This window comes from Woronichinia naegeliana WA131, from assembly GCA_025370055.1.
Taxonomy (GTDB): domain Bacteria; phylum Cyanobacteriota; class Cyanobacteriia; order Cyanobacteriales; family Microcystaceae; genus Woronichinia; species Woronichinia naegeliana.
On sequence record CP073041.1, the window covers coordinates 3,091,457 to 3,115,932 of the forward strand.

Genomic DNA, 24,476 nt, shown 5'->3' on the forward strand with positions numbered 1-24,476 from the left:
TATCGGCGATTAATATCACACTAGACAATGGTAACTGTATTCGCCGCGCTGATATTGTAGCCAGATAGTTGAACGATAGAGTCAGTTGCCGCATTGAAAGCAGCCGTTGCATCATTGAAAGCAAGGAAGGTTCCGCTTTGACCAGTTACGGTAAACGCTTTAGCAGTATTGGCTGCAAACACGCCTAACGCACTAGAGATATCTGCTGCTGCCAGACTAGCTGCAATACCACTAGAAGTGTTGAGTACAACAGCAGCGACAGTAGGCGGAGCATCTATTTGCTCACCGATTGTGTAGTCAGAAATGACATCATAGCCAGCAAGCAGGGAATCAGCGAGGCTAGTAAATACAAACCGGTCTGTCCCTGTGCCACCTGTTAGGGTATCTTTACCAGATCCACCAGTAAGAATATCGTTACCAGTACCACCAATGAGGACATTATTACCAGTGTTACCAGTTAGGACATTGTTGCCACTGTTGCCCGTGCCATTAATAGCATTAGCACCAGTTAGGGTGAGGTTTTCAATGTCTGGGAAAACCTGAAGGCTAAAGGTGACAGAGGATTGAACCGTATCAGTGCCAGCCCCTGCTCCTTCCAGAATAATATCTGTAGTACTATCGACCACATAAATATCGTTACCAGTACCACCGTTCAGGGTATCAATGCCAGCACCACCATTCAGGGTATCAGCACCAGCACCGCCATCAATGGTATTATTGCCAGTGTTGCCCGTTAGGACATTATTGCCTGAATCTCCTGTCGCACTAATGGAACTAGCTCCGGTTAAGGTTAGGTTTTCGATATTGACAACGGTAGCTAGGCTAAAGGTGACAGAGGATTGAATGGTGTCGGTTCCTTCGTTGGCATTCTCGGTAATGATATCGGTTGTGCTATCAACTTGGTAAATATCATTGCCTAGACCACCGATTAGAGTGTCAACTCCTGTACTACCATTGAGAGTATTGTTGGCAGTATTGCCTGTGAGGATGTTATTGCCAGCATTACCTGTGCCGTTAATAGCACTAGAACCCGTTAAGGTCAGATTTTCGATGTTTGGTAGAGAAGAGATCGTATAGGTGACAGAGGATTGAATCGTGTCGGTTCCTTCGTTGGCATTTTCGGTAATGACATCAGTGGTGCTATCCACTTGGTAAATATCATTGCCTAGACCTCCGATCAAGGCATCGACTCCTGTACCACCATTAAGGGTATCATTGCCATCACCGCCATTGAGAGTATTGTTGGCAGTATTGCCTGTGAGAATGTTATTGGCAGCATTACCCGTACCATTAATCACGCTAGAACCAGTTAAGGTTAAGTTTTCAATGTTTGGTAGAGAAGCGATCGTATAGGTGACAGAGGATTGAATCGTGTCGGTTCCCTCGTTGGCATTTTCTGTGATGATATCGGTGGCATTATCCACAACATAAGTATCATCTCCTGTACCTCCAATCAGGGTATCAATGCCTGTGCCACCATCTAAGATGTTATTGGCGGTGTTACCCGTTAGGATGTTGTTACTAGCATTGCCTGCACCATTAATGGCATTAGAGCCGGTTAAGGTTAGGTTTTCTACATTGACAAGGGACGCGAGGCTAAAAGTGACGGAGGATTGAATGGTATCGGTTCCTTCGTTGGCATTTTCAGTAATGACATCGGTGGCATTATCCACAACATAAGTATCATCTCCTGCACCTCCAATCAGGGTATCAATGCCTGTGCCACCATCTAAGAGGTTATTGGCAGTGTTGCCCGTTAGGATGTTATTACTAGCATTGCCTACACCATTAATGGCATTAGAGCCGGTTAAGGTTAGGTTTTCTACATTGACAAGGGACGCGAGGCTAAAAGTGACAGAGGATTGAATCGTGTCGGTTCCTTCGTTGGCATTTTCGGTAATGATATCGGTGGTGCTATCAACTTGGTAAATATCATCACCTAGACCACCGATTAGGGTGTCAACTCCCGTACCACCATTGAGGGTGTCATTGCCATCACCACTATTAAGAGTATTGTTGGCAGTATTGCCTGTGAGGATGTTATTGGCAGCATTACCCGTACCATTAATCACGCTAGAACCGGTTAAGGTTAAGTTTTCGATGTTTGGTAGAGAAGCGATCGTATAGGTGACAGAGGATTGAATCGTGTCGGTTCCTGCACTGGCATTTTCGGTAATGATATCGGTGGTGCTATCAACTTGGTAAACATCATCACCTAGACCACCGATTAAGGTATCGACTCCTGTACCACCATTGAGGGTATCATTGCCATCACCACTATTGAGAGTATTGTTGGCAGTATTGCCTGTGAGGATGTTATTGCCAGCATTACCAGTACCATTAATCACGCTAGAACCGGTTAAGGTTAAGTTTTCGATGTTTGGTAGAGAAGCGATTGTATAGGTGACAGAGGATTGAATCGTGTCGGTTCCTTCGTTGGCATTTTCGGTAATGACATCAGTGGTGCTATCAACTTGGTAAATATCATTGCCTAGACCACCGATTAAGGTATCGACTCCTGTACCACCATTGAGGGTATTGTCGGCAGTATTGCCTGTGAGGATGTTATTGGCAGCATTACCCGTACCATTAATTACGCTAGAACCGGTTAAGGTTAAGTTTTCGATGTTTGGTAGAGAAGCGATCGTATAGGTGACAGAGGATTGAATCGTGTCGGTTCCTTCGTTGGCATTTTCGGTAATGACATCGGTGGTGCTATCCACTTGGTAAATGTCATCACCTAGACCACCGATTAGGGTGTCAACTCCCGTACCACCATTAAGGGTATCGTTACCAGCACCACTATTGAGAGTATTGTTGGCAGTATTGCCTGTGAGGATGTTATTGGCAGCATTACCCGTACCATTAATCACGCTAGAACCGGTTAAGGTCAGGTTTTCGATATTGGGGAAAGCAGCTAGGCTAAAGGTGACAGAGGATTGAATCGTGTCGGTTCCTGCACTGGCATTTTCGGTAATGATATCGGTGGTGCTATCAACTTGGTAAACATCATCACCTAGACCACCGATTAGGGTGTCAACGCCCGTACCACCATTGAGGGTGTCATTGCCATCACCACTATTAAGAGTATTGTTGGCAGTATTGCCTGTGAGGATGTTATTGCCAGCATTACCAGTACCATTAATCACGCTAGAACCGGTTAAGGTTAAGTTTTCGATGTTTGGTAGAGAAGCGATCGTATAGGTGACAGAGGATTGAATCGTGTCGGTTCCTTCGTTGGCATTTTCGGTAATGATATCGGTGGTGCTATCAACTTGGTAAACATCATTGCCTAGACCACCGATTAAGGTATCGACTCCTGTACTACCATTGAGGATGTCATTGCCATCACCACTATTGAGAGTATTGTTGGCAGTATTGCCTGTGAGAACATTATTCCCTGTATTACCAGTACCATTAATCACGCTAGAACCGGTTAAGGTTAAGTTTTCGATGTTTGGCAGAGAAGCGATCGTATAGGTGACAGAGGATTGAATCGTGTCGGTTCCTTCGTTGGCATTTTCGGTAATGACATCGGTGGTGCTATCCACTTGGTAAACATCATTGCCTAGACCACCAATTAGGGTATCGACTCCTGTACCACCATTAAGTACGTCGGCACCTGCACCCGTTGCAACCCAGTCATTGGCAGTTGTGCCTGTGTAGGTAACTTTGCCGAGGAAGCCGCTTAGGTCAAAGCGTTCAAAACCGTTGATGGTTGTATTTGTGATGTTGAGTTGGTTGGTGGTGTTGCTGGCATTAATGGTGACGGCATTTGAAGTGGTTCCTTCGGTGATAACTAAAGTATCAATGCCTGTTCCGCCTTTAATGGAGTCCTGTTGTTGCAGGTTAGCAAAAGTCCCCGTAACAGTATCATCGCCATCAAGGGCATCAATAATGTCTTTTTGGGGAGTGATAGTAAAAATATCGTTGGCACTATCGGTGATGTTAATGGTGAATTGTTTTGAGTAAACTCCGCCATTGCCGTCAGAAGTCAAGACCCGAATGCTATAGCTATTTTTGGTTTCGTAGTCGAAAATGGCGTTAGTTTTGAGTTGATTGCCTGCAATAGTAAATAGGGCGTTATCGGTGTCTCCTGAACCTGCTATTAAGCTATAGGTGAAGCTATTACTGTCAGGATCAACGCTTGTTAGTGTACCGACAGAGGTGTTAACGGGCTGGCTTTCAAAAACACTAGCGTTGCTTAAGGCAATATCGGTGGGATTGGCACTGTTAACAACGGCATTGGTAATCTGTTGCTTTAGGGCTGTTCCTATATTTTCTTCTACGGCTTGCGTAATTGTTTTTGTCCCTTGGGCTACCGCACTGAAGTCTTGGGCAACTGCGCTTAAAACAGATTCCGCTTGAGCAAATTGATTCTCAAGGGATGTCGTGGGGGAATTAGCCGCAAAAGTAGCAACACATTGATTGATTTCTGCTATAACTTGAGCAATCCCTTGGGCAATACTGGCATTACTTGGGCTGAATACTCCTGCTTTAGCAATAATGGCATTGATCTGATTTTGATTGGTCAAATCTAAGGAACCAGCTTGAATTTGCGTGGCAATTGCTGGAACTATTTTGTTGAAATTGTCATTTCGGGAAGTGGTAGAAAATTGTGAGGCAACTTCTGTCAGGGCATTCACTAAAATGGCTATTTGGGTATATTCTGCATAGGCCGAGACTGCACCAGCTTCGTTGTTATTAATTGCCAGAATAGGGTCAAAGTTGTTGATGTCAATGGTGTTAGAGATGCCTAAACTTTGGACTAACAGGCTATTGGCTTGCTCTTTGGTCAAACCACTGTTAATTAGTTGATTGAGAATAGTGGTTAAGGGGGATAAGACGGAGGCATCGGCACTGGCAATTAAGGGAGTTGTTTGGGCTAGTCCTGTCGCGGTGTTAATGCCTCCAATAGCGACAATTTGACCTTCTGTAGGATCAAGAATGCCGTTACTATTGGTGTCGTAGAGAGGTAATAAATCAACTGCAAAGGCATATTTACCTTGTTCGTCGGTGCTAGTCTGAACTTCGCCTGTATCTAAAATGCCATTTTTATTAACATCAAAAAATACGGTAGCACCGGCAATGTAATTGTTAATGACCAATCCATTTGGAAGAATTCGAAACAGGAAACTATCGATCGCATCATAAGGTAATGATAAAGATGGGTTATTCAGAGGATCTGCGTCAGAGATTTCAACTGTGACGTAATAAGTTGGTGCACCAATTCCGAATGCACCTAAAGAGTTTTGAAACTGAAACTGAAGAGTGGCTGGATTAATGGAGACAAAAGGATTCTGACTAGAGCTGAATGGTATTGCGCTATCATATACAACCAGACCGGTTGGGCTTCCCTTCCTTACAACCACGTGATAGTTTAATAGATTGCCTTGTTGATAATTAAAGGCATTAAAGATTTGATTCGCTAAAATTCCCCCCAAACCGTTTCGGAAAGCTAGAAATTGATCTTGAAGATAAAATTGAGTTTGAACCTTAGCGTTATCAGTAAGTTGTAGGCTACCAGGTAAGAACTTGGCTCCACCTGGAGATGCCGCATACTCTTCTAGGATGGCTTGGTTCGTTAAGACGGTTTGATTTGGTGGTAATGATCCTCCATCTTGTATGGTTAAGTCATAGGTGATGACTGCGATGTTATCACCACTCAAAAGATTATTTTGTTTAATTGAACCTCCTGAGCCATTATTTAAGGTAATTCCAGTTGTACTGAATAGCGTACCCGTATAGCCAATAGCAGTACCCGCACCATCTGTCACCTTAAGATTGCTAACATCGCTAACAGTATAACCAAGAGGGAGAGCATCCTTAATCAGCACGTCATAGGCCCCAGTGGAACCTGTATTTTCGACAATAATGGCATAGGTAACCTTGTCTGAAGGAGTAGTCCGATTTAGATACGCTGTTACATCACTATCAAAATAGTTGTTAGTCGCCAGAAGACTAGAGTTGATTGTGCCATTAAATGCTTGTGTTCCTGTAGCACCTGGGTTCTGAAAATTAACAGTCGGTGGACTACCAACTACAGGGAAAAATTGGCTATACACTGCTTGAGTAATTGCAGATTCGGTTGTCGCTACCACACCCTTTTGGATACTGAGTTGTGGTTGACCTAATTGAAGACTGGCAAAATTGTAAAAAAGACGATCGCCTGCATTTGTACTGCTTTCTAGCTCATAGACAATATTCGTCAGTAAGTTATTTTGTGTAGGCTGATTACCCACTTTCAAGGTGTAAATCAAATCAACCGTAACAGGAGTAAGATTAGTCGTTGGATCATCAAACGTCCCATAATCAATCTGCAATTTATTGTTTTGAACATCAACACTCAGAGTTGGTGTTACAGAACCATTAGGATTCAAAGTGGTAAAAGTATGAACCGTATCACTTGGGAGATAGGAGACCTGATTTAAGTTTGGTAAGCCTGGTGTACCTGTATTGTATATCTGAGTTGTATCAAAAAGAGATAGATCAAAAACAGGAAAAGGAAGTTCAGAGACGAAATTTAACTTTTCAATGTCTCCAAAAGGAATCGTATATTGAATGCGATAGGTAACTAGATCGCCTGCTACCACAACATTTCCTGGAGTTAAACCATTGATCGCGTAAACACTGACTCCGTAATTAGAATACTGCCCGCGCGGTAGGAGAAGCCCAACACCAGAACTGTCGCTTTCATTGAAACCAGTGGGTGTTAAAGTATTAACTTTTAAAACATTCCCTGTAATGCTGACGTTATTGCTCAAATAGTCACCATTATCAACAGAACTGTCTCCTGATGGAAACTGAGTCGCAAAATCCTCTTGGATGACAGTGCGGAATTTAATGATTCCTGTGGTTTGCCCAAAGTTGCCAGTATAACCACCTGAATTGCCAATCTTACCCCCTAACAATTTGGTATCAGCACCAGAAGCTAATAATTGGGAAGAGAGATTGAAATTTACCGTGCCATTAGTACCAGGATTAGTCACAGAATAGTTGCCAATGGCAAAATTGCCACCAGTTGTAATATTATGCTCAGTAACCTTAAAGAACGGTGCGAAACTGGTATCAAAGGCTTGACCATCAGAAAAGGAATCATTAAGAACCACATTTCCAAAGGCAAAATAATCAGATACAGCAAAATCTAAGGTGTATTCAATGACATCACCAGGGCTTAATCCAACTGCTTTATTGTCCTGTACGATGGAATAACTTTTTCGTACCCCTATTGCCAATTCACTAATGCTGTTATCAATGTCTCCCAGATCTTCCGTTAAATTGGAACGTGGAAGATCGTTCGTATCAATAGGTGTCCAGAGTGCAGCAGTAACAAAAGCGTCATTATCCGCGACGACATCATCAGCCGTATTTGGATTGAGAACATCCACAGGAAGATTATCTTTAAGTCCGATATTGACATCAAAGCTTAAAGAAGCATCAACCTGACCATTCACACCTGTTATGTTGCCAAAAGACGCAGTGACAGTACCACCAGGAACGCCAGTAGGTGAGTAGCTCCAAGAAGTCGCGTTAGTAGAAGCAAGATTTGTGAATAAAATATCTTTGAATAAAGTATCTGACATATTTAATGTATTGATGGTCTGTCCAGGAGCAACATCAATAAAAATGTCATAGCGTCCACCAAAGTTTTCACCTGTAATAATCTTGCCGTAGTCAAATCCATTATTAAAGGTTTTCCAGACCCGAAATAGTTGCGGTTCTAGACTGTCATCCGTAGCCGTTGTATCAAAAATAGGAGTGTTAGCAATACCATTACCTGTTTTAAAACCACCACGAGTAGCTACTGTTAATTTCGTATCTGCTGGGGGAATAGGGAGATTATTAGGGTCTAGATAATCTGCCTTGTCGCTAATCTTGACTTCTACTTCAAATTTTAGCGGTTGCTGATCAGGGGCAAAACTCTGTGTGAATAAGGGAACAACATACAACGTATCCCCTACCCCAATATCCGTAGGTAGAGAAGGAAGAGTTGCAGTTAAATTAATTGGCACCGAGTCGTAGGGATGAAGAACCATTAAATCTCCAGCATTTGCACCCGTACCTAAATAAATAGTAGAAGTCAAAATATTCGGCAAATAATTAATAGTATTTGCTCCGCTAGGCTGGCCTGTGACAGGATTAACTGGGTAATAAGCATCTGAAAGAGCCGTAACTTGTATCCCATTAGTCCCAAAAGTCGTATCAAACCCGTCGGGATTGGCAGGGCCATCCGCGCCATTTGTATCGAGGAATATGTCGAAAAAAGGCTGATAACCAATATTGCCAGGGGATGAGGCTACGTTATCAAAAGTAACCACAAATTTGTGATTTTCTCCAATCAAACGTTTTCCCAAATCGTTGTAGCCATAAAGAGAATTTGCAGGATCAACACCATTGCCATAAACATAACTGGGATAAAAATCAACAGTAGTTTCAGGAATAGGTACATTTGTTGGGTGTCCCGCCACAACATAAACCCTTCCGTCACCTCCATTGGCACCAGGCGCACCAATCAAGAAATCATCAATTCCGTCCCCAGTGATATCCCCTCCATTGCTAACAGACAAGCCAGTCAAATCACCCGCAGTCAGGCCACTAATCTGGACTGACCAACCATCATTGATGCCTAAAGTTGCCAGATTAAGAGTACTACCAAAAGGTGTTGACCCATTCCGATCTTTTCCGTAAACGACAGTAACTAGACCAGAATCAACTAATCCACTGGTATCTTTGTAGGCTTGGGCGATGATGAAATCCTCAATATTATCGTGGTTTATATCACCCGCCGCACTAATCGCCTCCTCAAATGTGTTAAACAGGTTAGGGTCATCAAGACCGGTAATGCGAAAACCATTTGGGCTAGTAATACTGCTAGAGGTAATGTTTGGGGTAAAGGTTGAGTTACCAAAAAGGACGTATCGCAATGGGTTTGACGTACTTGAACCCGTGCTATTTCCAGGGGCAGTGACAAGCAAATCATCGTAATTATCTTTATCGATATCACCGACACTGCTAACTTTATAGCCTAAAAATTCTGGAGGAAGTGATCCGCCGTCGAAACTGAAACCATTGCTGCCACTAAGAAGACTCAAGTTAGTATTGATGCTTGAGGGAGTGCCGTAGATAGTGTTGTCCCCAAAAACAACATAGGTCTTGCCTTGATTTACAGACGAAAAAGGCGCGCCGATAATAATGTCTTTTCCAGCAGTTCCGTCAATATTTCCAACCGAAACAGAAGCACCTAGACCACCCGATGAACCACTAGGAGCGTTAATTTTTAGGAAATCAGTATTAAGGGCGAGCGTACTAATATCGACAGTTCCCGAACTCGAAGAAAGACTAGGATTACCACCAAAGATGACATGAACCTGACCATCAGTACCCGCCGCAAAGAGATCGCCGATGATGACATCATCTTTGCCATCATTGTTAACATCACCTGCACTGACCGAAGTGCCTAAACTACCAGACGTGTTGCCCCCGTCATAGAAGGTAAAGCCATTGCTTCCATTAAGGCTTGTTACACTAGTAGCAATATTAGTAGTAATGAAATCACCAAAGATGACATGAACTCCACCTCCTGGGTTATTGCTGGTAGCAGAATCACCAATAATGATGTCATCGAAACTATCTCCATCAATATCGCCAAGACTTACCGCTATTTGATCAGCAAAAGATGAATTAAGATTGATAGCAGTAGAGGGAATTATGCTTAAAGTATTGGGATCATTTCCGCCATAAAAGACATAAAGAATACCATGAAATAAATTTTCGTCTGGTGCAAGAGCAACAAAATCATTGAAACCATCCCCATTGATGTCGCCATTACCTTTAACGACCCGACCTAACCTTGCTGTACCGCCAGGGAGAGTCGCGTTGATCACAAAACCTTTCGGTATCGTTGAGGGCGAAATAGAAATAACAGCACTCTGCTCGATCGCCACTTCTTGGCCATCAACCACAATCACCGCATGATCATCCTCCGCTTGAATGCGACCCAACTCAGCAGCACTCAAACTCACCCCGCGTACCAAATCCGAAAAAAGTTCCCCTTCATCTCCTAACGTATCTGTTGCATTAACCTGAGCATCCACAAAATGCCCAAACTCTTCTAAAATAACCGCTTCCAAAGACTGCTGACTCGCCGAACTGATAAACGCATCCGACAAATAAATCTTATTCGTGCTAATGGCATAAGCACCCTTCGCCGTTCCCAAAACCTCGCTACTGACGGGTGCGACCTTTAGTTGATAAAAGCTGTTGTAATCAGGGTTCTACAGGGAACCCATATTGATCAAGTTTTGCCCAAAATTGACTCCATCGTTCCTTGGTCAATACCAAAGCTCGTAGGCTCAAAATAATTCCTGCTCCTTTTTCCTTCCATCGCATTCCTGAACAACATAATCGTTGTTTGACCAACGTCTTACAAGCTGCTTCCGTAACACCTGAACCAATCGGATACTTTTTCTCTAAGTATTCAGCATAATCCATTTGATGCTGATGATTCTCGTAATAAGTAATCGCCGCTTGTAGTTTCTCGGTAAGATTCTTAGAATGACTTTTTTCTTCTTTGACTTCTTTCATCAGATTTAGCAGTTCTCCTGCTTTTCCTTTTTCATGCTTGAGTTCTCGACAATTTTCAGTCAACCATTCTTTTTGTTTTGACACGGTATTCGGATGCAACGCTTCTGCCAACGCTCCTAAGTAACCAGAGGCATGATAGAAATCTAATATCTGTTCTTCCGTCTGCTTTTCTAAAAACTTCCAATTTGATTCTGCACCATCTGCTATACCGACAAATTTTGCCTCTGGATAACGGTTTTTCGCTCGCTCAATTTCTCTTTCCAATCTTTCTAGAAAACTCTTTTTTCCGTACTCTGGTGCCGCACCTAGATAGATTGTCTGTTGACGTTCTCCCTCACTATCGTATAGGGAAACGGTTCCCACCATTGCTTCACGGTAGCCATCCTCACACATCAGCATACAGGTTCCATCTAATCCTATTCCCACTGTTGCAATTTGGCTATCCTCCTTGGGCGGGGCATAACTCCACGCTTCTTCTTTTGCCTGTACCACACTTCCTACTGCTTCACTCAATCTTTGGATATAGGATAGCGCTACTTTTCTACCATGATTTTCTAATAAATCATTTTTCACCTCTTTGCCTGCCATCCCTGACATTTTTGAGGATACCTGTTTTGCCAATAATGGCGTTGATGTTATGATTATCCTTGCTTCTCTTTCTAAGGGGCAATACGTTTTTCCTCAAAGGTGAACGCTGATATACATGACGATTCACTATAACCTCACCATAAGGTGTTTGATATTCTTTCGGTTGCTCTCCCTTACTCTTCCAGATTTCTTCACCGATTTTTAAGGGTGAACCATCTGTATCTAAATATTTCAAGGCTTCTTTGCTGGCGATGCAACCTACTTCGTTTAAGCCTTTTTGAATATTTATTTCTGTATCCAACATTGAACGACTGAGTTCTAATGTTAGTTCTATTTTTATCTTTGAACCCTCTACATTAATTAGTTTTGCTGTCATCATTGTTTCCTCTTTGTCACTTTTCATCTCATGTTAACACTTTTCTTTTCCTTCATCAACTAAAGGTCACACCCCTACTGACGACCTCAATCTGGGGAAACAAACTAAAATCCTGACTTTGCCATTGCGACTTAAGCGTGAAAGCCGTTAAATAGTCGTATTGCGTTCCAAACGCCGTATCAAATAGACTCCAGAAATTTTCCAAACTCGCAAAATTGCTAAGTTGGTCATAGACAAGGCTCAATGTAGAGTTAATGCTCATAGTGGTAATAAGTTAAGTGATTATTCTTGATGGAGAATGATTGAAAAACTTTAGAGCCGCGAAAAAGAGAATCTCTAACAACAGAAGTTTTTCCAGAAATTTCAGAAATACTAAATTTGAATAGGATTCTTAGCGGGCATACTCTTCGGTAGTTTAGCAATAAATACAAAAAAAGCAAGCCCTGTTCTAACGGTCAATTACCACAAAGCCAGTAGATACAAGGGTTAGGGCGAATGTTAAATTTTGTTACAAAACCTCCTTAATTGTCGTGATTTTAATTTAAAACTGACGTAAAAAACGCAGATCGCTGTTATACAAACGGCGAATATCATCAATTTGATGTAACACCATCGCAAAACGTTCGACCCCAAATCCTGCGGCATAACCCGTATAAACTTCGGGATCATAACCGACGGATTTCATCACATTGGGATCAACCATGCCACAACCCATCACCTCTAACCATTTGCCTTTCCATTGCACATCGACTTCCGCAGAAGGTTCGGTGAAAGGAAAATAACTGGCACGAAAACGGACAGGCAAGGCTTCCCCAAACATTTGTTTAACAAATTCTTGAATAGTTCCCTTCAGATCGGTAAACTTTAACCCCTTGTCGATCGCCAATAGCTCCACTTGATGAAAAACCGCAGAATGGGTGGCATCCACCGTATCCCGACGATAAACCCGACCAGGGGCAACAATCCGAATCGGGGGTTCGTGGCTTTCCATATAACGAATTTGCACCGGAGAGGTGTGAGTTCGCAAGAGACGACCATCTCCTAAAAAGAAAGTGTCCTGCATATCGCGGGCAGGATGATCGGCAGGAATATTGAGAGCTTCAAAATTGTAATAATCGGTTTCCACTTGTGGGCCCGTGGCCACGGTATAACCTAAACCGACAAAAATATCTAAAACCTTATCTACCGTGCTGTTGAGAGGGTGAATGCGTCCCAAGGGGCGATAGGTGCCAGGCATCGTTACATCTAGGGTTTCCGCCGCTAACTGCGCTTGAATTTCCGCATCCTGTAGATTTTGCTTGCGCTCCTCTAATTGATTTTGGACGGCTTCTTTAACTTCATTGGCGATCGCACCAATCCGAGGGCGTTCTTCCGCACTTAATTTGCCCATGGCCTTGAGAATGAGGGATAGCTGTCCCTTTTTACCCAAATAATGAATGCGTAGTTGTTCCAGGGCATTGAGATCGGTTGTAGCGGCGATCGCGGTTTGGGCTTCTTGCTGTAGGGTGTGTAAATCCGTCTCTAACTGCGTGGTCATAATGGGCAAAGGCGTGGAAAAATGAAAGCTAATTGTGGGCTAAGACTATACCTGAGTTTACTGTGAATCAGGACTGTTGCAAAAATATAGGACAATACAAGCAACTAAATTAGGATAACCCAACGTTTCATCTCACTAAGGAGTCAGCATGTATATCGTTCAAATTGCCTCAGAATGCGCCCCAGTCATCAAAGCAGGAGGCTTGGGGGATGTCATTTATGGGCTAAGTCGGGAACTCGAAAATCGCGGCCACTGTGTCGAAATTATTCTTCCCATGTACGATTGTATGCGTTACGACCAAATTTGGGGTCTCCATGATGCCTATCGAGACTTAATGGTGCCTTGGGATGGCGGAGAGGTTCACTGTTCCGTCTTTTGCGGTTGGGTTCATGGCCGTCTTTGCTTCTTTATTCAACCCCATTCTGAACAAAATTATTTCAATCGTGGTCATTACTATGGCGCGTTAGATGACCATATGCGCTTTGCTTTTTTCAGTAAGGCAGCGATCGAATTTTTACACCGGAGTAATAAACGCCCTGATATTATCCATTGTCACGATTGGCAAACAGGACTGATCCCCGTTTTATTATTTGAAATTTATCAATATCATGGCATGGGAACTCAGCGAATCTGCTATACCATCCACAACTTTAAACATCAAGGTATTGCTGGCCCCAATATTCTCTGGTCAACGGGCTTAAATAATGATGCTTATTATTATGAATATGATCGCCTACAAGATAACTTTAATCCGGGGGCAATCAACTTTATGAAATCGGGCATTGTCTATGCCAATTATGTCAACACCGTTTCTCCTCACCATGCCTGGGAAGCTCGTTTTAGCGAGATTAGTTGCGGCTTAGGTCATACCCTAGAAGTTCATCAAGGCAAATTTGGTGGCATCCTCAACGGACTAGATTATGAAGTCTGGAATCCTGATAAGGATCTGTGTATCCCTGTCCACTATAATAGTAAAACTTTTGAAGAAAAAGTCAAAAACAAAAAAGCCTTACAAGAACGTCTATTACTCCAAGATTCTGATAAACCCCTCCTCTGTTTTATTGGCCGTTTAGATGATCAAAAAGGGGTTCATCTATTGCATCATTCTATTTACTATGCCCTAGCTCATGGCTGCCAATTTGTCCTGCTTGGCTCAGCCACCGATCCTAAAATAAATAGTCAATTCTGGCATGAAAAACAGCATTTAAACGATAACCCAGATGTTCATTTTGAGCTAGGTTTTAACGAAGAGTTATCACGCCTCATCTATGCGGGTTCCGATATGATTGTAGTTCCCAGTAACTATGAACCCTGTGGTTTAACCCAAATGATCGGACTGCGCTATGGTACAGTACCGGTGGTGCGTGGAGTCGGGGGTTTAGTTAATACGGTCTTTGATTGGGACTATGATCAGGAACATTTACCCCAAGAACGCAATGGTTTTGTCTTCTATCAAGCGGATCAACAAGCTCTCGAATCTGCCCTAGGGCGAGCTATTGATTTGTACAAAAATAATCCCCAGGAATTCCGTCAGTTAGCCATTCAAGGAATGGAATATGATTATTCATGGAAGATTCCAGGGGAAAAATATGAAGGAGTTTATGATTTTATTCGTCATAAATAGGTATTAAAAAGTCATTTATTGTGTTCAAATTTGATAGATGATGGGGGCATAATAGCTTGTGTCCCTTTTTTGGGTCGAGTTGAGCTATTTTTAACACCTTTTTCTCGCTAATCTTTGTATTCGAGTTCTCAAGGCTGAGTGCCTTTGTTTAGTTCTTGGAGATTATACTTGTTGAAGGGCAAGCCAAGCTGGACAAGGTTGTTTAGGTTCCAACTTAGGATTTTTATCGCCTTGAAAAATACTCCAACGAAAGGGAGCCTGTTGCTCGGCCGCTAACCATAACAGTCGTTTTGCCCTAGTCATAGCCACATAGAGTAAACGGTATTCTTCCGCTTCTTTCAGTTTTTTAGCTGTTTCCCAGGCAGTGAGAGGATCAGGCAAATGGGAAATACTTTTGTGATGAATATGTTGATAGTGAATGGCAGTACGAATTTGGGCGCGGGCTACTTCTGCTAGGGTATAGTCGCCTAAAAACTTGGCGGCGGTGGGAACCCAAAGTTGACCCGGAATGATATCTTGGTGCAGAAAGGGAATAAACACATAATCCCAATCTAATCCCTTGGCTTTGTGCATGGTAATAATGGTAATTTGCCCAGGTCGGGTGTAGAGATCATCGCTATCTTCTTCGATGCCTTCAAAACGTTCCGAGTTGACAATTTCTTGGAGGACAATCAGGGTATTTTTTAAGGAATTTTGCTGATTAATTTCCTGTTGAATGCGTTCGGACAGTTTTTGGAGCGTGGCTAATTGGGAACCATCATAATTGAGGGTCATACCCAGAAAAGGCATTAATTGATAGTGGGGTAATTCAATTTTTGCCCGTAATAAATTACAGCAATAACGACGGGCTAGGTTAACCGCTTCTGATGTGGGAGATTCCAGGGGACTAGGATAAAGAAATTGTTCGGGATAGACGGCTAAACGGTTAATATCCTGGGCCGGAATGAGATTTTTTTCCTGCAAAATACCCAGGGCTGCTTTCAAAAAGTCGGGAGAATGGGGACGGTCAATAAATTTTAGGAGGGTCAGGATTTCTTTGGGAATTTGGGAAAAGCGATCGCTGCCTCCCACTTCATAAACGGGAATATTTTCATTTTTAAAGAGGTCTTCTAACTGTTGGGCTAAAAATTGAGCTTGACGATTTTCTCGGACTAAAATGGCTAGATTGTGATCCGGATTAGCTTTTAATAAGGCGATCGCCCTTTGTCGGATCAGGGTGACAGTGTGAAAAATATCTTCCGGTTGACATAATTCCAAGCCTTGGCCAGTGGCGGGCGGATTGGGTTGGGGATCGTTGCTGGCCACGGGATGAATATTTTGGCAGCGAAAAGGAGGGGGGATGGGGAGAGGGGGGGACGAGGAGAGGGGGGGATGGGGAGAGAGGGAGGAGGGTTTTTGCCAGTTTTGATTGACCCAATGGAGGAGAAAGTTAGCGGCTTCGATAATGGTGGGATTACTGCGACCCGCTTGATCCATGGTGGCAAACTGATCCTGGCGATCGCATTGTTCACAGAACCAATTAAAGTAAAGGGGATCGGCGGGGGTAAAAGTGGAATTAATCGCCTGATTGGGATCGCCCACTCGAATTAAATTGGCCGGTGTTTCGGGATGATAGGCATTGGAGGCAAGACGGGTAATTAAAGCTTCTTGAAGTGGGCTAGAATCCTGGGCTTCATCTTCAAAAACACCAAAAATTTGTTGTTGCCAATGGTGACAAATATCTGGCTGATCTAAAACGCGCAAAGCCGCCAAAATCATATCATCGTAATCAATCCAATCCTTAGCTTGCATTAAGCTTTGGTATTGTTCATAAAGACCGGCCGCGATCGCTAAAATGCCATCTCTCTGGGAGAGATTACTTAATTCCCAAATTGCCTGGGGCAACAAACCAGAACTTTTTGCTTCTCGTACTACGGTAAAGGTTAAACTGGGCAAAACTTCAGTTCGTAATACCGATTGTCGCCGTAATTTTTCCGTTTCTTCACCATCAAAAATACCAGCCGTTAATAACTCTCGATAATCAATCGGGTAATTTTCTATCCATTGCTCTACCGTATCTCGAATAATGCGATGGCCTGGATTAGGAGTAATTAACGTCATCTGCTCTAAATTCAGACCGGAGACTTCTGAATGACGGTTAGCAATTTGCAGAGCTAGACCATGTAACGTTTGGACAGAAAAACCGATGGCCGGTAGGGCCAATTCCTGAAGACGTTCTCGTACTTTACTTTTAATGGCCGCTGCGGCTGAACGGGTGTAGGTGACAATGATTAACTGGCGTTGAGCTTGCAATTGATGACGGGCAATGGCGATCGCGGCGGCCACCGCCAGACTATGGGATTTACCGGCTCCTGGTACGGCTGAAACGGCCATTTCTCCCCCAGACCAATCGGCTAAAGGACGTTGACCTGGCCGCAGAGAATCTCGCAGTTGGTTAAGTTTTTGGGTTAAGACGCTGGCTTCCAACATAGTCCTCAAAACAAAAAAAGCAAAAGAACAACAATCGTTAAAAATCGTAAATGGATATGGGAGAGAGAAAATGCGATTCCCCCCTTGCAGTAGCATAGAAAAGAATGGTTACGTCTCTTTTAGAGCGTGGTCGGGCAAAGCATCTATTTTTTGCAGAGGGGCAAGGAAAATGGGAATTCCAGGACGGAAACCACTTTTAATGACGGGCATGGCATTATGTCTTTTATTAGGAGCTTGGGAAGGTTTACACACCCACATTTTAGCGGTGGGCCAATGGGGTCTTTGGGGATTAACCTTGCTCGGTCTGGGAATTTGGAGTCTGAAACGTCCTGCTAAAGTGGCCTCTTCTAGCCCTCTTGCCCCTTTGAGTGTCGAAACGGTCTCAACGGCGATCGCCACAACTCAGCATTGTTTAGAAACCATTGCCCAGGACAATCCTGATTTAGATCTCAGAGATTTAGCTTTACCCAACCTTGCCCAAGGTCTAGAACGCACGACCTTAACGATTGGCATTACAGGCGGCAAACGCACGGGCAAAACGGCTTTTAAAGCCTTAGTTGAGTCTCAAGCCTGGTCAAAAAAATTAGGTTTAACTTGGCTGGAAACAGACCCCCTCTTTTTAGAAAAAGAATCTCTTGATCCGCTACAGTCTTTGACCCAGGTAGATCTGGTTTTATTTTTAACCAATGGCGATCTGACCGATCCAGAATGGCAATGTGTAGAATCCCTGCATCGTCAATACTACCATTGCCTATTACTGTTCAATAAGCAAGATCAATATTCCCTCAGCGATCGCCAGGAAATTTTGCAACAATTACAACACCATTGGCAAACCATTGCGCCACTAGAAGATGTCTTGAGTATGGCGGCGGCTCCTCAACCCATTGCCGTGAGAAAACATCAAATGAATGGCACAGTGGAGGAAATTTGGGAACAACCCAATCCCGATTTAGGCAATCTTAGCCAACGCCTTGATCACTTAATTCAATCAGAAAAAGAACGTTTACTGTTAGGTACACTGTGGCGAGAAGTACAGCAAATAAAAATCACGGCCCAAACCCGTTTAAATCAAATTCGCCGCGATCGCGCTTTACCGATTATTGAACAATATCAATGGTTAGCCGCCGGAACCGCTTTAATTAACCCTATTGCCAGTGTTGATCTGCTAGCAACCGCCGCGATTAACGGTCAGATGGTCTTAGATTTAGGCAAGATTTATCAACAAAAACTTTCCCTTTCCCAGGCTGGAACAGTGGCCACAACCCTAGCGCAACTCATGGTTAAACTCGGTTTAGTGGAACTTTCGACCCAGGCGTTAGGCAGTATCTTGAAAACCCAACCCCTAACCTATGTGGCGGGTGGAGCGTTACAGGGGATTAGTGCAGCCTATCTCACCCGTGTCGCTGGTTTAAGTTTGGTGGAATATATGCAGGAAGCCGAAGTAAATCTCAATACTAATCATGGTTTGAATATTGAAAATCTGAGTCAAAAGATCCGACAAGTTTTCGAGCAAACCCAGCGTTATAGTTGGCTTCAGAATTTTGCCCAACAGACGCTTAATCAGGTTAAAGGCAATGCTAGTATTAAGCTAGGTTTATCGAACTAACATCATGATTGTCGGCTTGGAATAGGTCTAATGACGGAAAATATCGCTGAACTGCCAATTCTAGTAGTGAGATGTTAGTTTTCCTCTTGTCAACTAAAGGAGGGGCGATCGCCTTTTTCAATTACAAGTAATAACGCAGCGATCGCTTTTCTAAAACTTTATTGTCTATGCTCGCCAATTCCTCATTTACTCTAGAAAATTACCGTTTATTTTTATCGAGTTGTAAACCGTTGGATTGCCTCCAGTCGGGAAGGCATCATTACGCATTCCTCCAGTAGTGCAATATCTAAATTTGGCAGTAATTTACTGGTTGGAGTTTCCTGGTAGCGATCGCCTTCTAAGACGTAAATCACCAATTTTTCAGCTTGCCATATCCAAACTTCTCGAATACTAAGCCGTTGATATTTTTCCAGTTTTTGGGGACTACCACTGGTGACATTAACCTCGATCGCCAAATCAGGATGTTCTTTTTTTTCTCCTAGATAATAGGATTCATCTGGCTCAAAAGATACCGATTTTTCTTTAGATTCACGGGTCGCACTACCGACTGGAATAAATTGAATTCCTTGTTGCCAAAAATAAATCCCTAACAAAATGGCAATCATGCTTTTAATTGTTTCGTGGTACTCACCCAGAGTCATGAACTCAATTACTCCGTCTAGATAGGTCATACGCAGTCCAGATTGCTGTTCCATCACCCCTTGAATCGCCTTAAAATCCTGCCAAGAATGGCGACCAGGTAAGACAAAACGTTGGTTTTCGGTAAGGATGGGCGGAGAAGTGACAACGGTCATGGGGACTGCTCTCTGCTTAGATGGCAAATGCGACACTCTCTATCTTAATGACTTTTGGAATAAACAGTGATCGCCCTTTTCAATTACAAACAACAAAACCGCGATCGCACTTTTTAGGAGCGTAGAATATCATACAAAATATTTACAATTAAGGTTCGAGTTTTTAAGGATAATAATCCTAGCTCACGCTGAATCAGTGAAGCTCGAAGTGTTACCAAGTGATCAAGCCTGATGGTTGATGATTTGCGAAGACCACTCATCATAAAATCTGGATTTTCTGGTCTTAGAATAATATCTGTATGGAGGGGACTTTCGGGAATACGGCTGGTGATTAGAGCAAAGATAATATGTTGATAGACTCCAACTTTATTTGTTAGACAATAAGCAGGACGAACTTTACTGGAAGATAAATCTTCAAAGGGAAATTGAATCAAAACGATTTTACCCTTCATTTGCCACAGGTTGTCCATCTTCAAGGGTATAAATATCTTCTTCTGAATTATGCAGAAAAGCAAAGCTAGGGTTATTTGCAACGGCATCTAGCCAGGTTTTTGCATTGAGTTCATCCTCTGGGATCAAAAGAATAACACGCACAAACCTGGCCTTTTCTTGGGGAATGGGATGATCAAGTTGGATTTGCCCTTGGGTATTTAGAATACCAGTAGTTTCAATCGCACGCATAGAAAAACCTAAAAGTAGTTATTTCATTTTAACATTAAAGCAATAATGAGAAGCTGTGACAATTAGCTACAGCGATCGCCTTTTTCAATTACAAACGAAAGAACCGCGATCGCACTAAAAAGTCATAAAGTTTGCATATCTCTTCAAGTTGTTATTGCCTGTTTAACGTCTTTAGGTTTATTCAAGGCTAGATCGTAGTTAGTCTGTAAATTCATCCAAAATTGTGGTGTGGTATTAAAAGCTTGAGCTAATAACCAGGCTATTTCTGGTGTAATTTTATCTTTTTCTTGAATGATTTCGTTAATTTGCTTTATTGAGATATTCAAATAACTTGCTAGAGTTTCTTGAGTAATATTCATCGGTTGGAGAAATTCTTCTAAGAGAATAATTCCAGGATGGGTGGGGATGCGATTGGTAGGTATCATATTATTTAATCGTGATAGTCAATAATTTGGACTTTGCTAACGTTACCATTTTGCCATTGAAAGATAATTCGCCATTGATTGTTAATCCGAATACTGTGGAATCCTTTCAGATTGCCCTTAAGTGCTTCTAAACGATTGCCTGGCGGACTTTTTAGGTCATCTAACTTTTCAACAGAGTTTAAAATATCCAATTTCTTTTCAACAGAGTTTAAAATATCCAATTTATTCAAGGCTTTTCGAGTGATCTCAGAGGGGATTTTTCTTGAGTCTCTGCTATTTAGGGCTTGCTGAAAAAGTCAAAAAACGAAAGAAATGTGGGTTAGGGAAGTATGGACTGAAAAAGCATAGATAACTTATCCTTATGGAAACAAATCAAAATACAGATTTTGTTTAATCTATTGTTCCTTTCTGTCTAAAAAGGTCAACACAAATCACTCCTCACAAAAGCTGACTTTTCCCGTTAAGTCCAAAATCCAGCAATGCAAACTTCTAGAGGCTTTATCTGGCAAGGGTTTGAGTAATGATTCTCTTGACAGGAAAAAAATATTCTGAAGCCATCATCCCGCTTATCGTTCAAATTTCAAAAACAAAGGATGAAGGGAGTATGAGACTGTAAAATGGAGAAAATCTTAAAGGGCAGGTCAAAAAATGTTGGAATGGTGGACAAAAAACTTTGCCAGTTGTGAATTGGGAGACGAGAGGCTAAACAATCGTGCCTTCTCGATTGGGAAAAAGTTAAGTGAGGGGTTTGGAAAAGCCTTATCAGAAGTGTTTAAGGGAGGAAACGAGTTAAAGAGGGCCTATGAATTTTTGGGAATCCGAAAACAGACTTTGTCAAGATAATAGAGCCGCACTGTGAAATGACAACTGCCGCCGTAGAAGAATATAAGATAATGCTATCAGTCGGAGATACGACCTTCTTAGATTATCGCAATATCAAGGAAAAAAGGGAAGGGTATGGGCCGACTGGAAAAGGAGGGAATGGATTAATACTGCATAGTGCTTTAGCAATTGAGCCAGAAAAAGGACAAGTATTAGGTTTATTATGGCAAAAACTGTGGAATAGGGAGGTAAAAGAAAAGCCCCCAACAGATGAAACGGCGAAGCAGAAAAAAGAAAGACAGAAAGAACAAAGAAAAGCAGCTCGTCAAAGACCATTTGAGGAAAAAGAATCCTACAAATGGGTAGAGGCTCTAAACACCTGTGAGAAACAGGTAGAAAGTTCAACGAGGGTAATTCATGTATTTGACAGAGAAGGAGATGTTTCAGAAGTCTTTGACTCAGTGCGTCAACTCAAGCATACAGGAGTGCTGGTCAGAGCGTCTCATAATCGTAGTTTAGACAAAAATAGTGAACGACTTTGGCAACATTTGGAATCAGAACCGATTCGTTTTCATCAAGAAATCGAGATTCCGAGTACAGGAAAAAGAAAAGCACGGAAGGTTAAGCTTGCCGTCCGATTTTGCTCAGTTAATCTACGAACTCCCTATCGTTTTGATAATCGTGACCCGTTGAATGTCTATGCTGTTTATGCGACAGAAATCGATTGTCCCGAAGGCGAAACTCCTTTATCTTGGATGCTTCTGACTACAGAAGTTGTTGAGACTATTGAGATGGCTGTCACTATTCTTCGTTGGTACACCTACCGATGGCGGGTTGAAGAATTTCATAAAGTCCTTAAGTCTGGTTGTCAGAGTGAGCGTTATCGACTTGCCTCTGATGGAATGAAAACTCTTTTGGGTTTTTTAAGTGTCATTGCTGTTGAACTTTTACACGTTACTTATCTTCATCGTACCCAGCCCGATGCTCTCGCGATTGAAATTCTTAATCCTCTTCAACTTCAGGTGTTAAAAGCAGCCGCCTCTCAAAAACTTCCCCCTATTTTGACTGTTGCTTGGGCTGTCGAGTCTGTTGCTTTTCTTGGTGGTTATCTTGAACATCGTCGTAAAACTCCTCTCGGTATCCAAGTCCTTTGGCGCGGTTGGTTGAAGTTGCATGACCTTTGCCAAGGCTGGCAGCTTGCAATCCGCACTTAACGGGAAAAGTCAGCTCACAAAAGAGAGGAAAATTAACACCATTTTTCACAAGAAAAACGACTCTACAACTTTTTACTTTTTGTCTTCTGAAGTAGAGTAGAAAGATTCATTACCAAAAAGTTCATCGCAATTACCGTTTCCGAGGTCTCAGGTAGTTTGGCCATCACTCGACCAAGACTAAATTTCCTCTTTCCCTGTCCGAATTTACCCTCAATGGCATTACGCACTCTTTCATCTGAGCGTGCCTCTTTCTTTTTTTCTTTGCTCACCTCTTTCGGCGGTCTTCCCAATCGGGGACCACTCATTCTTATATCCCTTTCTTTACAATAAGCTCGATTCGCTTTTGTTCGATAGATTTTATCCACATGAACCGATTCCGGATAACATCCTGTTTCCCTTTTATATTCTTCTATTCGCGCTTGTAAATCTCCCGATTCGTTGTAATTATCCCAACTTAATTTGTCTAAGAAGACAAAGCCATTCACATTACTTGCCGATATTTTAGCTCCAAACTCTACTGCTTTTCCCGCTTTTCCACGCACTATTGGACGCACGTGAGGTTGGCTTACACTCACAATTCTGTTTTCTACTTTATTTGTCTTTTTTTCATACATTTCTAACTGTTGCTCATACACTTTTCCTATCGTTACAAGCTCTTCTTGCTCTTTTTTCGTTAGTTTTTCTAACTTTGCTCCCTCTTCTATCATTTTTTCTATATCAGACAAGTTTCTTTTTATATATCCTAGTTGTTTTTTTGTTCCTTTTCTTCTTTCTTTTTTTGACACACGACGTTTTTTTGCTATGGCTAAGTACTCTTTTCTTGCCACTTCCCTATAAGTCCTCGGCTTTTCTTTCCTTTTCTCTTTTATTTCTTCATACAGCTTATCTATTATTTTTTCTGTTTTTTCTCTTGCATCATTCAATATTCCTATATCCGTTGGATATTTTATATCTGCTGGTGTACAAGTCGCATCTAACAATAACTTTCCTTCATTTTCTTTTTTTTCTGACGCTACACCCGTCGCTTTTTTTTCTATTTCTTTATTAATTTTATTTATTTATTAATTCCATTCCTATTTTTTTACGAAAATGAACCATCATTGACGCATTAAATGCTTCTTTGCTACTATAGCTTTCCATTCCTATAAAGTACTGTAAATAAGGGTTCTCTTTTATTTGTTCTACTGTTTCTCTGTCACTTTTTCCTGAAATTTCTTTGATAATTAATGCTCCTAATGCCATTCTAAATGATTTGGCTGGGGCTCCTTTTTTTTCTGTGAAGTTTTTTGCATATTCTTCCTCATATTCTTCCCAGGGAATCATTTTTGACATTTCTATCCAACGATTTTCTTCGTCTAACTGCCCGCCGAACAGATTTTTCAAGTTTTCTGGTGTTTCAATTGAGTACTGTTGCTTTCGGTACATCTGCTTTCTCTCTTCTTAATGCAATGGTTTTGAGGCATTCTACCCTATTTTCGTGCATTCTAGCGGTTCTTAATTCGCCTACTATTTTTCTCCGTAAAGGTTTCAGCTTTTTTCAGCAAGCCCTATTTATACCGTTGAATAAGTCGGCAGTTGCTTGATTGCCAAAGGACGTAATCAATTTTTTGCTTTGAGGTTAGTGTTTATCATTTTATCGCTCTTTTCAATCATAAACAATAAAACTGTGATCGCCCTTTCTCAAATTCTATTTTCACATTAACCGTAGGGGTTTGGTTTCCAAATCCTTTCCCAAATTATTTCCCAAATTCAATTC

12 protein-coding genes and 2 pseudogenes are annotated in these 24,476 nt (G+C 42.1%); 4 read left to right on the plus strand and 10 right to left on the minus strand.

Going from position 1 to position 24,476, the window contains the following annotated elements:
- Positions 1 to 20 precede the first annotated feature (20 nt).
- From KA717_15750 to pheS, 3 genes and pseudogenes are all read right to left on the minus strand, one after another.
- Complete coding sequence (locus KA717_15750; GenBank protein UXE63874.1) at positions 21 to 10,217, minus strand: hypothetical protein; 10,197 nt, start codon at positions 10,215 to 10,217, stop codon at positions 21 to 23.
- Between the two features lie 49 nt (positions 10,218 to 10,266).
- Positions 10,267 to 11,548: pseudogene (locus KA717_15755) on the minus strand (ISKra4 family transposase).
- Between the two features lie 541 nt (positions 11,549 to 12,089).
- Positions 12,090 to 13,085 (minus strand): phenylalanine--tRNA ligase subunit alpha, encoded by a 996-nt coding sequence (gene pheS / locus KA717_15760; GenBank protein UXE64679.1) that lies wholly within the window; start codon positions 13,083 to 13,085, stop codon positions 12,090 to 12,092.
- A 148-nt stretch (positions 13,086 to 13,233) separates the two neighbouring features.
- On the opposite strand from pheS, the gene glgA reads away from it, so the two are divergent.
- Positions 13,234 to 14,709: a glycogen synthase GlgA gene (gene glgA / locus KA717_15765; protein UXE63875.1), complete on the plus strand. Its 1,476-nt coding sequence runs from the start codon at positions 13,234 to 13,236 to the stop codon at positions 14,707 to 14,709.
- A 162-nt stretch (positions 14,710 to 14,871) separates the two neighbouring features.
- On the opposite strand, the gene KA717_15770 is transcribed toward glgA, so the two are convergent.
- Positions 14,872 to 17,178 carry an ATP-dependent helicase gene (locus tag KA717_15770; GenBank protein UXE63876.1) on the minus strand — a complete coding sequence of 769 codons (2,307 nt, stop codon included), beginning with the start codon at positions 17,176 to 17,178 and terminating at the stop codon, positions 14,872 to 14,874.
- Positions 17,179 to 17,347: 169 nt separating this feature from the next.
- Here KA717_15770 and KA717_15775 point away from each other — a divergent pair, with 169 nt between their 5' ends.
- Entirely contained in the window at positions 17,348 to 18,784 is a 1,437-nt protein-coding gene (locus KA717_15775) for a DUF697 domain-containing protein (GenBank protein UXE63877.1), read from the plus strand.
- A gap of 212 nt (positions 18,785 to 18,996) precedes the next feature.
- On the opposite strand, the gene KA717_15780 is transcribed toward KA717_15775, so the two are convergent.
- The 5 genes from KA717_15780 to KA717_15800 all read right to left on the minus strand — a co-directional run bounded on the left by KA717_15780 (position 18,997) and on the right by KA717_15800 (position 20,905).
- Entirely contained in the window at positions 18,997 to 19,578 is a 582-nt protein-coding gene (locus tag KA717_15780; protein UXE63878.1) for a Uma2 family endonuclease, read from the minus strand.
- A 113-nt stretch (positions 19,579 to 19,691) separates the two neighbouring features.
- Positions 19,692 to 20,048: a type II toxin-antitoxin system PemK/MazF family toxin gene (locus KA717_15785; protein UXE64680.1), complete on the minus strand. Its 357-nt coding sequence runs from the start codon at positions 20,046 to 20,048 to the stop codon at positions 19,692 to 19,694.
- Positions 20,020 to 20,259, minus strand: a complete 240-nt coding sequence (locus tag KA717_15790) for a hypothetical protein (GenBank protein ID UXE63879.1) — start codon at positions 20,257 to 20,259, stop codon at positions 20,020 to 20,022. Before KA717_15790 ends, KA717_15785 begins: the two co-directional genes overlap by 29 nt.
- Before the next feature lie 143 nt (positions 20,260 to 20,402).
- Positions 20,403 to 20,618: a HigA family addiction module antitoxin gene (locus tag KA717_15795; GenBank protein UXE63880.1), complete on the minus strand. Its 216-nt coding sequence runs from the start codon at positions 20,616 to 20,618 to the stop codon at positions 20,403 to 20,405.
- Positions 20,619 to 20,689: 71 nt separating this feature from the next.
- A complete protein-coding gene (locus tag KA717_15800) occupies positions 20,690 to 20,905 on the minus strand; it encodes a type II toxin-antitoxin system RelE/ParE family toxin (protein UXE63881.1) in 216 nt (71 codons plus the stop codon).
- A 427-nt stretch (positions 20,906 to 21,332) separates the two neighbouring features.
- Here KA717_15800 and KA717_15805 point away from each other — a divergent pair, with 427 nt between their 5' ends.
- Positions 21,333 to 21,527 carry a transposase gene (locus KA717_15805; protein UXE63882.1) on the plus strand — a complete coding sequence of 65 codons (195 nt, stop codon included), beginning with the start codon at positions 21,333 to 21,335 and terminating at the stop codon, positions 21,525 to 21,527.
- Between the two features lie 17 nt (positions 21,528 to 21,544).
- Positions 21,545 to 22,720 (plus strand): IS4 family transposase, encoded by a 1,176-nt coding sequence (locus KA717_15810; protein ID UXE63883.1) that lies wholly within the window; start codon positions 21,545 to 21,547, stop codon positions 22,718 to 22,720.
- 83 nt (positions 22,721 to 22,803) lie between these two features.
- On the opposite strand, the pseudogene KA717_15815 reads toward KA717_15810, so the two are convergent.
- Positions 22,804 to 24,145, minus strand: a pseudogene (locus KA717_15815) (IS5 family transposase).
- Positions 24,146 to 24,476 lie beyond the last annotated feature (331 nt).